This is a genomic window from Clostridium sp. AF32-12BH, assembly GCF_003477935.1.
In the GTDB taxonomy this organism is placed as follows: domain Bacteria; phylum Bacillota; class Clostridia; order Lachnospirales; family Lachnospiraceae; genus Brotaphodocola.
The window spans coordinates 101710-115522 of record NZ_QUEH01000001.1; the positions used below are offsets into that span (position 1 = coordinate 101710).

Genomic DNA, 13813 nt, shown 5'->3' on the forward strand with positions numbered 1-13813 from the left:
ATATTGGATTTAAAAGAGTCCGCCCAGTCCAAATACTCCGACTGCTGCCATAACCACGTTGACACATACATTGGCTACGGAAAGCAGGAACAGGGTGTAGAACATTTTGTTCATTTCCTCGGTGGTGGTCTCACGGGCTGCGGAGTAGGAGGACATGATGATGGCACCTCCGGTAGAAAGCGGGCTGATGGCTGCTGCGAAGGAGGTTGCAGTGATCGCTGCGACCAGTTCTACATAATTCACTCCGGCGAAGCGCTGGCAGATTTCCGCGGAGATCGGGTACAGGGTTGGCATCACCACAGCGGTGGTGGAGCTTACCCAGGACAGGATTCCGGAGGTGGCTGCCATGATCGGAGTTGCGGTATGCTCGGTCATGAAGGAAGCCAGCGTGTCGGAAATCAGGTCAATGCCGCCTAAGAGACTGATCATGTTGACCAGTACACCTACACCGCAGATCATGATCAGGGTGCCCCACGGGATGCTCTTGATGGCTTTCTTCTCATCAGCACATCCAAGCAGAATCAGAACCGCTGCCATGACAAACGCAAAAAGACCGGTATCCAGCTTAAAGCCGATGCAGCAGATAACCATAATGACAATAGCTGCCATAGTGATGCGCTGTTTTCCGTTGAATTTCTCAATTTCAGAAAGCTTCAGCGGATTGTCTGCTTTTACTTTGTAGCCTTTATAAAGCACATAGACGATCAGGGTAAACACAAAGCCGGAAAGCAGGGTGCTGACAAACAGGTGCAGGGAAAAGCCTGTGTACCCAAGCGGCTCGGACAGTTCCTTTGCCAGAATGCCCGTCAGGGACAGCGGAGATGCACAGCCCGCATTGGCACCAAGCTTTGCGTACAGTGCCGTTGCCATCGGGTTGATATCCAGTTCCAGTGCCAGGTATACGGCAAAGGTTGTCATCAGGATTCCTGCTGCGATGTGACCCGGACCGATCGCAGAGATAAACGCGGACAGGAAAAACATCAGAACCGGGATCAGATACGTCCGTTTGCCGACCAACGCTACGATCTTTTTCGAAAACAAATCCAGCGTTCCGTTCTGGGACGCCATGCCAAACAGGAAGGTAACACCAACCAGCGTCACAAACATAGAACTGGAAAAGCCTTTTGCCACGTCACTGGCTTTTAACAGCCGCATGGTATCGCCGGATTTGATCTGCAGCTCCACTGCCATTCCCAGAAGCGCCAGCAAAAAGGCGGCTCCGATGGAAAAGAATCCGATATTGATTTTCTTTACAAATCCAACTGCGATTACCATAATTAATACCAGCAGAGAAAGCTGCGGTAAGATTGCCCGAATCATTTCCATAGTATATCCCCCCATTATCTTCTGACTGATGCAACGCCTTCCATTAACAGGTTGGCAGTGCGGAATCCAAATGTATCTTCAATAACCGGCTCCTTCTCCTCTGGCCGGTAATCCACTCCACATTCCAGTACTCCGCCCGGATGTCCAATGCGGATAAACTGGGTATCGGTGTCCGGATTTAAGACCTGCGCTACCACGCTTCCCGGCACAACTGCTGCTGCCGCCGTGCACATGGCTCCGGTCATCGCATAACTCGGATGTGTTTTCTGCATCGACATCATCCGGGAAAGCAGGTCAATTTCTTCTTTCCGGATTGTTGTTCCATCTGCAGTTTCGTAAGTATCCGACTCTGCCACAAAGGTCATCTTCGGAATACCAGGTGTTTCCCATGCTGATTTCTTATAATCATCGATCAGGCCAAGCTTCACTGCCGCAAGTCCCCGCACCGTTTCCAGAAGCTCCAGCTTCGCTGCATCCGCATTTAATTCATCCGGATTTTCTTTTCCGGTCAGCCCCAGATCCTTTGCTTTTACAAAAACAAGCGGATTTGCCGCATCAACAATGGAAACCTCCACCTCGCCGAAGTCCGGCACAGTCAGCATATCCACTGCATTTCCGGTTGGAAGCAGACCCTTTCCTAATGTTCCGGCTGGATTTATAAATTTCAGGCGGATCGGTGATGCCGTTCCCGGGACTCCGGCAATCTGAAAATCACCTGTATAATTCACGCCTTCATCCGAGGTCTTCACATCTGCCGCAATGATTTTTCCCGTATTGGTGTTGTAGATCCGCACGGTAGTCTCGTTCTCTTTCGGTGTGACCAGACCTTTTTCCAATGCAAACGGGCCAACACCGGAAGAAATATTTCCGCAATTTCCTTTGTAGCTGACGATCGGCTTATCAACCGATACCTGTGCAAAGGTATAATCCACATCTGCATCTGCTCTCTGTGAGCGCTTTACGATCGCAACCTTGCTTGTTACTGACTGGGAACCGCCAAGCCCATCGATCTGTTTGGCATCCGGACTTCCCATGAGACGAAGCAGGATTTCATCCCACGCTTCCTTATCTTTTGGGAGATCGGATTCCAATATGTAAATTCCTTTGCTGGTACCTCCCCGCATGATCGTCACCGGGAGCTTATATACCTGTTCGTTCTGATTCTGCATTTCGTTTCCTCCATCACCTGTGTGTGAAGGCGGCTGGCCATGCCGCCGGTCTTTTTAACCGGTACCGTTTTATGGTTTTATCATAGCATGAGGCCAACTGTAATACAAATTCATAATTTTCATTCAAACTATTCCACGCATCTATAGTTCATGGTATGATATGCATATCGGATCGCAAGCAGTTCCTAAACAGATTGCAAAACCGAAAACGCGATTCTATGACCATGTTAAATAATTTTTGGGGGATTTTTATGGATTTTAGAGACTTATCTTATGTCCTGGCGATCGCCAGATATCAGAATATTACCAAGGCTGCGAATTCTTTATATGTAACCCAGCCGACACTTACAAAATTTCTCCAGAACCTGGAGGCTGAGCTTGGACAAAAGCTGTTCCGGAAGCTGGGGCACCGTTTTGTTCTCACCTATGCCGGGGAACGCTATGTAGAAAAAGCGGCCGAGATCCTGAACCTGAAAAAAGAGCTGGACCAGGAAATGAACGACATCGTAAAGAACCATTACGGCTCCTTAAAGATTGCCTTTCCGACCATGCGCGGCACTTACATGCTTCCCTGTACCCTGCCGATTTTCAATTCCTTATATCCCAATGTACGGCTGGAAATTCTGGAGTCGCATTCCTATTTACTGGAAGATATGCTGTTAAACGCAGAGGCTGATCTCGCATTTTTCAATCTGCCTGTAAAAAGCCCGGATATTGACTACGAGATCATCAGCCACGAGGAACTGCTCCTGATCTTGCCGCATCATCACCCGCTTGCGGAAATGGGCGTACAAAAGCCGGACTGCAAATACCCGTGGATGGATCTTAAATATTTAAAAGACGAGCCATTCCTGTTCCAGACTCCGGGACAGCGGACCCAGCAGACAGTAGACCAACTTTTTAAAGCGGCCGGGATCACCCCGATCATAAAGCTGCAGACCAGCAACATCGCCGCAAAGGTCCAGCTGGTAGCAAAAGGCTACGGCTGCGGGTTTGTGACCGAAACCCATTTAAAGCACATCCAGCCGCCGCCTGACATTGCCTGCTTTTCCGTTGGCCCGGAAACCTGCACCACCGTTGATTTTGTGGCAGCCTACCGGCGCGGCAGTTATCTGCCGTACCATGCGCAGGAATATATTAAAATTGTAAAAGATTTCACCTAAAGCTCCATTTCCCTGCCATCCAGAGAAGCCGATACCAGCTTATCGTGACCATCATAGACAAGCTTGAGGGAGAAGAAATCCGTGCGTTCATTCAGAAGTCGGAAGAAGATCTTATCTCCCTCCCAGATGTTTAACGTTACTACGTCTTCCTTATTGACCCATACCAGTTCGCCCTCATTGCATGCGATCGGTTCGCCGGTAAAGGCATCTGCCGTAAAAAGTGACATATATTCTGTCACGCCATTCCCGGAGACAAAGGTCACAATGGCACGGTATTTCCAGGAAGTCAGCGTATAACCGGTCTCCTCCCAGACTTCACGGAGCAGACATTCCTCCGGGCTTTCATCTGCCTCAAAATGACCTCCGACTCCAATCCATTTGTCCTTATTTACATCATTTTTCTTCACAGTGCGGTGCAGCATCAGATACTGTCCGTCTTTTTCAATATAACATAGCGTACTCAATGAGCTCTTCACTTTTTCATACCTCCGCAGATCATAGCAGATTATTTTCCAAACTGGGAATTCTTTTATTGCCGTTCACATATTACAAACAGTAAAATACGTTACCTTTAGTTTCCGAAGCAGCCGGACCGATGCCGTATTTTCTCCTGCCACGCAGGCACACACCGGACAATCCAGTTCGTTCTTTGCATAATCGAGGATCGCACGGCATGCTTCTTCGGCATAGCCCTGGCGGCGGTAGGGCTGAAAGACGTGGTATCCGAGTTCCAACTCTTCTTCCGGCACATTTGCTCTTACAGCCTCCCGCTCCTTCGCATTGGATAACCCGGCTTTTCCGATGATCCTGCCATCTGTTTTTCGCACCAGTGCCCAGATCCCATACTCATAAAAGCGGTACTGACTTTTGATGTAAGCCTTTAATTTCTCTTCATCGTAAAAGACCTGGTCGGCTTCCCGTTCTTCCTGTGTAAACCAGGCATCCGGCTCCTTTGGCATAGCGCCAATATCTTCCGGGGTAAATTCCCGGATAAGCAGACGGTCTGTTTCGGCAATGATCCAGGGGAGGCTGATGTGGCGGCGCACAATGCGTTCTAAATATTCCGGGCAGATGGCATCCGGCGTTGCCAGATACTCTGCATCCCAGATGTCATTCGCTGTCTTTCCCTCTGCTGTCTTTTCGACCGGCTGGTTTTCTGTTCGCCGAAGCTCTGATGTCTGGCTTTTCTCCGTCCGTTCTTCCTTCTGACTTCCTCCACCATGTTCCTCCAAATGAATCAGACCAACAAAAGCTCTCCCCGCTGCTTTCGCGGCAAGGAGAGCCTCTCGTTCGTCAGAAACCACAACTGGATATGCTTTCTTTTCTACCCAAACTGTATAGTTCTGAACCATATATTCTTTTCCTCTGAATCAGCACTTCTCCGGCTCGTCGTACACTTCACCGAAGGTATCTACGGTCATGCTCTTGATCTTCTGCTCTTTGAGCGGTCTGTCGCTGTAGTCGGTGCGAGTCTCGGCAATCTTGTTTACCACGTCCATGCCGTCAATGACCATACCGAATGCTGCATATGCACCGTCCAAGTGCGGAGCGTCTTTATGCATGATGAAGAACTGGGAGCCTGCGGAGTTCGGCATCATGGAACGTGCCATGGAAAGAACGCCTGCAGTATGCTTTAAATCATTCTGGAAACCGTTCTGGCTGAACTCACCCTTGATGGAGTAACCCGGGCCGCCCATGCCGTTGCCGTTCGGACATCCGCCCTGGATCATGAAGCCTTTGATGACTCTGTGGAAAATAAGGCCATCATAGTAGCCCTTTCCTGCCAGGCTGATAAAGTTTTTTACGGTGTTCGGAGCAACCTCCGGATATAATTCTGCGCGGATCACGCCGCCGTCTTCCATAGTAATGGTAATCTCTGGATTTTTCATGGATCAAATCTCCCTTCGTGTAGTACGTTTGGTGTCACAACGCAAACGCTAAGATGGGGAATATTATATCATAAATTCCTCTAATACGCAAATATCCAACTCATGAGTCATGTTCCGTTCTGTATACACGGGTAGTTACCGTTCAGGCAGGTGAACGAGGCCTTCACCCTGTAATCATCCTCCGCAGTCTTTCCAGATCCTCCTGATCCGGGTGGGAAAGCGCCTGATCGAAGTTCTCGATCAGCGCATCCAGATTCGGCTTCGCATCCGGCATCTCCTTCATCTTCACATAGCGGTCCCGCACCGCCTGCGGCATCCTGCCCTGGCACATGTACTCTCCAACCACCGTGTTACTTGCGTCAATGGCCGTGCGGACATTCGCTAGAATCTTCTGATAGTATGCTTCACTGCCGCCGAAGCCCGCGGTGCCAAACAGGAAAATCTTTTTGTTCCGAAGCCTGCCCAGCAGCTCCAGGCATGCCTGATCCGCCGTGCCCTTGTCCGTCCAGAAACCCACATAGATCATCTCTGCATCCGGATCTGCGGATTTCGCCTCCCCGAAGTACGCACACCGCGCGTCCGGCAGTGCCCCTCGAATCGTATCCGCGAGCTTCCTCGTGTTGCCCGTCCGACTGCTGAAAATAATGGCATATCTCTCTTCGCTCATCGTCCTGTCCTTCCTTTCATTCTCTTCAGTGAACTACCCATTGTCTAAAGCCAATGGGCTTCCTGCTTTACAGACCTCGTAACCTACTATCTCCACAGGCGTTAATTCGGGCAGTCCCTGCCCTATATTGTTATTTTTATGCTATTTGTCTTAATCCTTCTTCCAGTATATTCTTTGCTGCATTGATATCCCTGTCATGATTTGTTCCACAGACAGGACATATCCATTCCCTTACTGATAGATTTTTCGTCTCTGTATTTTGGTATCCACAAACTGAACACAATTGACTACTGGCATAGAATGTATCTATTTTGACATATTTTCTGCCATTCCACTTGGCCTTATATTCTAACTGTCTTGTCAGCTCATGCCATGATACATCACTTATGGACTTTGCCAAATGATGATTTTTTACCATGTTTTTTATCTGCAAATCTTCCGAAACTATCACTTGGTTTTCGCTGATAATCTCATGTGACATCTTGTGCAGATAATCTTTTCTGGTATTTGTTATTTTCTCATGGCACAATGCTATCTTTTTCTTTGTTTTGTAGTAATTTTGACTTCTTTTCTCTTTATGGGCTAACTGCCTTTGCAGTTTCACCAGTTTCTTTTCGTATTTTCTGATGATTTTGGGATTTTCGTATTTTTTTCCATCAGAAGTAATACATAACTCCTTAATACCTAAATCTATTCCGGTATTTTGATTTGTATGTGGCAGTTCCGTGTGTTCTGTTTCCACTAAAATTGATACATAATATTTTCCACTCGGAACTTGTGATATCGTTACCGATTTTATCTGTCCACTAAAATTTCTATGCAGTTTTGCTTTTATACCTTTTAATTTAGGCAGTTTTACTCTATTGCACCCGAAATCTACTGTTATATTGCCATTCGTAAAATTTGTTGTATATGACTTATGATTATCGTGTTTACTCTTAAACTTCGGATAACCTGCATGTTCCTTAAAAAATTTCTGGTATGCAACATCCATGTTGTAAATCGCATTTGTCAGAGCAAATTTATCCACTTCTTTCAGCCATTCATATTCTTTCTTTAATTGTCTGTTGCAGTAATTGTTACAGTCGGTTTTACTAACTGATTTTTTCTCTTTCTCATATACTTCTTTCCGGTATGCCAGGGTCTGATTATACACAAAACGGCAACAGCCAAATGTTTTTGCAATCTGTATTTTCTGCTCATTATTAGGGTATATTCTGTATTTATATGCCTTTAACATCCACTGTCACCCTCTTTCTCAACCTTGATTTTCTATATATCTTTTCAGCATTTCTTCCGATACATTTCCTACACTACAGGCAAAATATCCATCTGTCCAAAAGGTATGTTCTTTCCAGAATTGTTTTCGTAAATATTGAGGATATCTTTTCCATATATGGTATGTTGTATAGCTCTTCATCAGGTTTACAATCTTACTAATAGACATTGTTGGTTCTGTCTCTATCATGTAGTGAATGTGATCTTTGTCTGTTTCCATATGTCTTATTATCACACTGTGTCTCTGACATATCTCATCCGAAAACTGTTTTATATCATCTGATATCTGCCTCGAAACCAGTAATTTCTTTCTATATTTGCAGACAAAAATAATTTGATATTGTAATAGGTATTTGTGTCTGTTTTTAGATTTCCATGTTCCCATGCCATGAGTATGCAATAATTTCTGATTTTTGGCTACCTTAACCCACCGTCTAAAGCCAGTGGGATTGCGGTAGCCCTATTTCAATGTCTGCATCCCTCTGCTTCATCGGATGCTTTCTCCTCGTTCACTTACATGATCGTCTTCATTTTTCGACATCATCCAGGCATTCCGAGCCTCGTTCATCCCTGTTTCACGCTTCCAGTATCGCCTTGATGCCTTTTGCACTTCGCATCGCCACGTCCCGGAAGTGATTTCCGGGGTTCAGTTCCCAGCGCACATCCACGCCGAGCTCCTGATAGTGCTGAAGGATCGCCTCCGTATTTTCCTGCACGGTTTTCAGCACCGCATTGAAAACGATCAGTGGCCGGTCTTCTCCCTGCGCCGGATACAGCGTAAGCTCCTTATAAGGAGTCTCTTCCTTTATTTCAAACACTTTTGAAGCCACCTTCACGCCTCCTCCCAGAACAGGTCATCCAATGTTCGGTTCAGTGCCCTGCAGATTGCGATGCAGAGTCGGATCGTCGGGTTATAATCGCCCTTTTCGATGGCGTTGATGGTCTGCCGCGACACGCCGACGAGATCTGCCAGCTGCTGCTGTGACAGGTCCAGCGCCGCCCGTGCCGATTTCATCTTCAGGTTCTTCATTTCAGCAGACCTCCCACCGATCGACACCGTTTTTCGCGAATTTCATCTTCCCGTTTTCCATCCCACCGCGTCTCTCTCGCATATCGATATAGAATTTCATCATCCGGTTTTTCATTCCGCCGAACCTCCCCGTTTATCCACCCACGCTTTCAGTAGCAGGTTCACGATGATCAGCGCGAAGAACGCGAAGATCAGCAGATAGATGCCGCCATCCCAGGTGAGGACGCCATCGACGATCACGTCGCCAGCATTGGCATGTCCCCGGAAACCCAGGTACTGCATCACCATCACCGCCACCATGAGCACGATCGCGGCGTTCGAGCCCGATGTCTGCCGGATACCCCAGTACGCATCCTGCCAGATATCATAGAGGATGACCACCAGACATCCCACCATAAGGCAGGCCATCATGAGGAGTGAAAACTCGATCGGCAGTGCACCCACGCACTCCTCCCACAGCACCGCTGCCGCAAGCAGTGCGGCCAATGTCAAAAAGCCGTAGCGAAATGCCCTCCCGCGGATCAGCTCCTGCCGCTCATCATAGCCACTGTAGTCCTTATCCTTCTTAAACATAATGATCTTAAATACCTGAACCGCGATAAATGCAGCCGTAAATGCGAAAATATCTGACATATACACCGACCTCCTTCCAACAATATGTAAACTATATCTTACATCTACAGTATATATCAGAGGCGTCATTATGTCAAGAATACTTTACATTTTCGAAGCACCTCAATACAAGCCACAAAAAAGCTGCCCCGGCACATGCAGATGCACAGGCCAGAAACAGCTTTTCAAGTCTTATTCTTTTAATCCGCTAAATGCAGCATCTCGATCAAAAAGATCCAGGTGAGACCATAATAGGAAATAACCGCTACCAGGTCATTCACGGTGGTGATAAGCGGACCGGACGCTACCGCCGGGTCTACGCCGAATTTCTTAAACAGGATCGGGATCACGGTACCGGAAACACTGGAGATCATCATGGCCAGAAGCAGGGCCACGCCGATGCAGGCAGAGACCGCAAATCCAAAGCCCGGTGTCATGCCCTTTGCGAAAACTACATAAAGTCCGATAAATACAAAGGAAAGAACGCCAAGGATCAGTCCGTTGCACACGCCGACTCTCGCTTCCTTAAATACCAGGCCAAGTTTCTGCTTGCCATCCAGGTTCTCATCCATCAGCACACGGATGGTCACTGCCAGGGACTGGGTGCCGACGTTTCCGGCCATGTCCAGAATCAGGGACTGGAAGCAGATCACAATGGTCAGCTGCGCTACCACACCCTCAAACAGACCAACCACACTGGAAACCACAAGACCAAGGCCAAGTAAAATGATCAGCCACGGAAGACGCTTGTGCACGCTCTGGCGGATCGGCTCGTTTAATTCCTCCTCAGAAGCAAGACCTGCTAACTTTGCGTAGTCATCGCCCATCTCATCATCGACAACCTGAACGATGTCCTGCGCAGTGATGACACCAAGGATCTTGTTGTTCTCATCCAGTACCGGGATGGAATCCTCGGAGTAGTCCTTCATGCGCTCGATACAGTCTTCGATCATCTCACGGGCATACACATATGGGTAAGACTCCATGATGATATCATCCAGGCTGCTGCCCTCTCGGGCAATGATCAAATCCTTTAAGTCGATCGCACCGCAGAACGTGTGCTGGTCATCGGTTACATATAAGGTAGAAATATTATCGTTTTCTGCCGCCTGTGCAACCAGCTCCCGCATCGCTTCACGGACACTGATTCCAGCTTTAATCTCAATAAAATTCATGCTCATGCGGCTTCCGATCTCATCTTCATCGAAAGACTCCAGCATGGCAATGTCGCGCTTGGATTCATTGTCAATCAGGTCAATGAGCATATTACGCTCCGGCTTTGCCAGGCGCTTAAGCAGCGCTGCTGCCTGATCAACTTCCATGCAGGAAAGAACCTCAACCTTCTTTCTTGCATTCAGTTCCTCAAAATAAATTTCTGCGTTATCCAGATATTCAAAAATATCAGAAAGCTGTTCCGCGTCTAAAATGCGGTATAAACGCTCTCTCTCATCTCTTGTCAGCACCTCGAAAGAGGATGCGATATCATTCTCATGGTAGTCGGAAATCCGGTCCTTTAATACACGCGGGGATACGTTGCTCCGCATGATCTGCTCCAGTTCCGTCTGGTAGTCACGTACCTGAACTGCCACGTCTTTGTTCTCGTTCTCGTTCATCTTTTCCATGTCTGCTCCTTTCTCTGCCTGCGCGAAAGTGTTTCTCTTTCTCACAGCGTTTTATTCTCACGGCTGTCATCCGTGGAACCGGAGCATTTTTGATCTGCGCAAACCTGCTGTATTTTTCCAGAAAAATCTCCTGTATTCTTCACGCTTTCTTAACAATAGATTCAAAAAACAAGAAAGAAAAAACAGCAGCGTGTTTCCGCAAATAAAAAATGCCATTACCGGTTTCATCTGAAAACGGGCAATGGCAGACACACGCAAATATAGCCTGATCCGTGCAGTACACCTGTGATGCAGGGACTACCGCTCAGACAGCTTTCCTATAAAAATCTAAACTCAATTCGTGTGAGAAAACGGACAGCGGATTCAGACAGGCTGTCGGTCTTCTTTTCTCTTCCATTGCCGCTCATTCGCTTATAACTGTCCGCGACGTCCATTCCCTCACCTCCTTATATGTGCACGATCAATAAATTCCTCCTAAACTATACTACAGCATTTTTTTCGCGTCAACCACCCAAATTTCCAAGTTGATATTTTTTCACTAGTCACATCACTTTTGATGTGATATATTAAATTTGTTACCGCCTCCAGACTGGTATGGAAAGGAGGTGTTCGGAATGGAATATATCTTATCCTTTATTGTCACCGTTGCGGCTGGTGTAGCTTGCCACTACATCATCAAATGGTTAGACGGTGACAAGTAGCCGGTAACTATAGCCTGTGGGCTTAAGCCTTCCCACTCCAGAAAACAGGAATAGAAAACCCCAGAAGTATGCGAGACTTCTGGGGTTTTCGTTTTGCTGTTCGCAATGGAACATCTTATCCTTTTGCCTAACGGCATTATATCATATGCGATTTTGAAAAACAATATCCTTTTTTGAATAAGATATTTTTTTAATTCTTAATCCACTTCTCAGCGCGGCAGCGTAAATCCTTTTCCCAACACCTCCTGTGTGGTATCCACCAGCACAAAGCTTTCTGCATCGACATTCTGGATCAGCTGTTTGATGTGCGGCAGACGGCGGGGCGCTGCCACACAAAGGATCGCTTTCTGGTTTTGATCTGTATACCCGGTTTCGATCGGAAACAAGGTTGCACCAACATCATTTTGCAAGAGCATTTTTTTGATGGAATCGTATTTTGAGCTGATCACCCAAAGTTTTGCCTGACTGTGTCCCATCATCAGCACCTTATCCAGTACGACAGACATGATCATGATCTGGATCAAACCATACAAAATCTGGTCCATGCTGGAAAACGGAATCTGCAGTACGACTACCACAATACTGATCCCCATCATGCAAACACCCACCGGCACTCCGAACAAACGGTTCACGATCAGCGGCGGAATGTCCAGACCGCCAGTCGAAGAATGTGCCCGCATCACCAGACCAATGCCGATTCCTGTAAGGATTCCCGCAAACACGGCACATAAAACCAGATCATCCGATAAGCCGCCTCCGCCTGATAAAACCTCCAGCGCACAAAGCATCGGCGGAAATATGACACTGGAAAGGATCGTCGTCAGTGCAAATTCCTTTCCCAGGATCCACAAGCCCAGAAAAAAGCAGATTCCATTCACAACCGCATAGGTTCCGGACACCGGCAGACCAGTCAACGCATATACCACCTTGCCGACTCCGGTTGTTCCGCCTGTGATCAGCCCGCTCCCTTCCAAAAAAGAAACGGTAGCAAAAGCAACAATCAGATTTCCGATCAGTACCATGCCTAGTTTTTTCCAATGACTCATGAACATTTCCTCTTCTTTATTATAAAAGCCATCCGGCCAGTAAACTCTGTATTACCAAAATGATCGCACCGCCAAGGCGGGATGAAATCTGTGCAAAAGACATCAGCTCCATTCTCTCTGCTGCGGTAAGAACATAGACATCTCCATTACCACCTGCGTTGCACATGCAAAGTCCTGCAGTGATCCCTGCTTCTACAAAGAAGAATTTCATCAGCATTCCTGCTGCCCCTGCGCCAATGGTTGCTGCTGCTACTACGATCAGACACATCACGACATATCCCGGGGAAAGTACTGCAAACAGAGATGCCAGATCAAACATGCAGATTCCAACACCTGCCATGATGATCACCGTAACATTGGCACGCATAAACTGATACCACTGTACCACACAATACTCCATGCGTTCCGGCAGGATTCCGAGAATTTTTACCAGGGCTACTGCAATGATCGTAAATGCGTATGCGTGGATCATCGGAACATAGCTTGCAATGATCCGTCCGAAAATAACGAACGCTGCTGTTGCAAAACATCCAATTCCCAGATCTTCTAATCTCAATGTAAAATCATAGGTTTTTCCTGCATCTTTTTCGCTGTAGCCTTTCATCAGGGTTCCATTTCCTGTCAGCTTCGGGAATTTCCAGCCCAGATTTTTTAAAATGATGCCGCCAAAAATCGCGAACCAGTTTCCAAGCGTCATGGCCGGAAGCATTTTGGAATAAAATGTATCCGCTGCCTGGCCACTTGCATTGGCATAAATTTCGGACATTGGAACAGCTCCGGCGCCATTGCCGCCGCCCATGATCGGCCCAACAATATAAAGCACTACATCACGAAAGCTGTAGCCAAAAAATCTGCCAACCAGTCCTGCTACTCCATAAGAGACCATGATACCGCCGGCGATTGGAACAAAATACCGGCTTCCGGCCTTAATTAACATTTTCCGGTCCATGCCAAGAATACTTCCGCACAGCAGTGCTCCTACATAAAATCCGAGCACATCTGTTTTTCCATTTATCGTATTGTTCACAATTTCAATGGCCGATTCCGGAATCAGATTCTTATAAACAAGGAATGCACAGATAAAAGGAACTGCAGCCATTCCAATTGTTTTTTGCAGGATTGATATTTTTCCTATGATAAAATATAAGAGATACCCCAGTGAAATGCAGACTGCCAGTCCTCCGATCAGGGAGTTTGGAAGCTTTTCCATATAAACTGCAACCGCGGTGATGGCCGCAAAGATTACAAAGAGCACCATTGGCATTTTCATAATGTTCATTTTACTGTTTTCATCATACTGAATCATCATA

General features: G+C 47.1%; 15 protein-coding genes. 1 reads left to right on the forward strand and 14 read right to left on the reverse strand.

Features of this window, described 5'->3' with window-relative positions; genetic code table 11:
• Window positions 1-9 precede the first annotated feature (9 nt).
• Window positions 10-1326, reverse strand: a complete 1317-nt coding sequence (locus DWZ40_RS00615; RefSeq protein ID WP_243035140.1) for an SLC13 family permease — start codon at window positions 1324-1326, stop codon at window positions 10-12.
• Window positions 1327-1340: 14 nt separating this feature from the next.
• Window positions 1341-2495: a PrpF domain-containing protein gene (locus tag DWZ40_RS00620; protein ID WP_118540217.1), complete on the reverse strand. Its 1155-nt coding sequence runs from the start codon at window positions 2493-2495 to the stop codon at window positions 1341-1343.
• 251 nt (window positions 2496-2746) lie between these two features.
• Between DWZ40_RS00620 and DWZ40_RS00625 the strand changes: the two genes are divergently transcribed.
• Complete coding sequence (locus DWZ40_RS00625) at window positions 2747-3658, forward strand: LysR family transcriptional regulator (protein WP_118540218.1); 912 nt, start codon at window positions 2747-2749, stop codon at window positions 3656-3658.
• Here DWZ40_RS00625 and DWZ40_RS00630 read toward each other — a convergent pair.
• From DWZ40_RS00630 to DWZ40_RS00685, 12 genes are all read right to left on the reverse strand, one after another.
• Window positions 3655-4134: an 8-oxo-dGTP diphosphatase gene (locus tag DWZ40_RS00630; RefSeq protein WP_243024906.1), complete on the reverse strand. Its 480-nt coding sequence runs from the start codon at window positions 4132-4134 to the stop codon at window positions 3655-3657. The genes DWZ40_RS00625 and DWZ40_RS00630 overlap by 4 nt on opposite strands.
• A gap of 63 nt (window positions 4135-4197) precedes the next feature.
• Window positions 4198-5010 (reverse strand): GNAT family N-acetyltransferase, encoded by an 813-nt coding sequence (locus tag DWZ40_RS00635; protein ID WP_118540219.1) that lies wholly within the window; start codon window positions 5008-5010, stop codon window positions 4198-4200.
• Between the two features lie 18 nt (window positions 5011-5028).
• Window positions 5029-5547, reverse strand: coding sequence for a peptidylprolyl isomerase (locus tag DWZ40_RS00640; RefSeq protein ID WP_118540220.1), 519 nt, complete (start codon window positions 5545-5547; stop codon window positions 5029-5031).
• Between the two features lie 163 nt (window positions 5548-5710).
• The gene (bilS, locus tag DWZ40_RS00645; protein ID WP_118540221.1) at window positions 5711-6214 is read right to left on the reverse strand and encodes a flavodoxin family protein BilS; all 504 of its coding nucleotides are present in this window, start codon (window positions 6212-6214) and stop codon (window positions 5711-5713) included.
• A gap of 136 nt (window positions 6215-6350) precedes the next feature.
• Window positions 6351-7454, reverse strand: coding sequence for an IS200/IS605 family element RNA-guided endonuclease TnpB (gene tnpB, locus DWZ40_RS00650; RefSeq protein WP_118540222.1), 1104 nt, complete (start codon window positions 7452-7454; stop codon window positions 6351-6353).
• 18 nt (window positions 7455-7472) lie between these two features.
• Window positions 7473-7877, reverse strand: coding sequence for an IS200/IS605 family transposase (tnpA, locus tag DWZ40_RS00655; protein WP_118540223.1), 405 nt, complete (start codon window positions 7875-7877; stop codon window positions 7473-7475).
• Window positions 7878-8067: 190 nt separating this feature from the next.
• Window positions 8068-8322: a hypothetical protein gene (locus DWZ40_RS00660; protein ID WP_118540224.1), complete on the reverse strand. Its 255-nt coding sequence runs from the start codon at window positions 8320-8322 to the stop codon at window positions 8068-8070.
• 2 nt (window positions 8323-8324) lie between these two features.
• Window positions 8325-8522, reverse strand: a complete 198-nt coding sequence (locus tag DWZ40_RS00665) for a helix-turn-helix transcriptional regulator (RefSeq protein WP_118540225.1) — start codon at window positions 8520-8522, stop codon at window positions 8325-8327.
• 111 nt (window positions 8523-8633) lie between these two features.
• Window positions 8634-9224, reverse strand: a complete 591-nt coding sequence (locus DWZ40_RS00670) for a hypothetical protein (protein ID WP_147354116.1) — start codon at window positions 9222-9224, stop codon at window positions 8634-8636.
• Window positions 9225-9334: 110 nt separating this feature from the next.
• Window positions 9335-10756 carry a magnesium transporter gene (mgtE, locus tag DWZ40_RS00675; protein ID WP_243035141.1) on the reverse strand — a complete coding sequence of 474 codons (1422 nt, stop codon included), beginning with the start codon at window positions 10754-10756 and terminating at the stop codon, window positions 9335-9337.
• A gap of 910 nt (window positions 10757-11666) precedes the next feature.
• The gene (locus tag DWZ40_RS00680) at window positions 11667-12503 is read right to left on the reverse strand and encodes a YitT family protein (RefSeq protein ID WP_182431571.1); all 837 of its coding nucleotides are present in this window, start codon (window positions 12501-12503) and stop codon (window positions 11667-11669) included.
• A 19-nt stretch (window positions 12504-12522) separates the two neighbouring features.
• Window positions 12523-13812: a 2-hydroxycarboxylate transporter family protein gene (locus DWZ40_RS00685; RefSeq protein ID WP_118540228.1), complete on the reverse strand. Its 1290-nt coding sequence runs from the start codon at window positions 13810-13812 to the stop codon at window positions 12523-12525.
• Window position 13813: the final 1 nt, after the last annotated feature.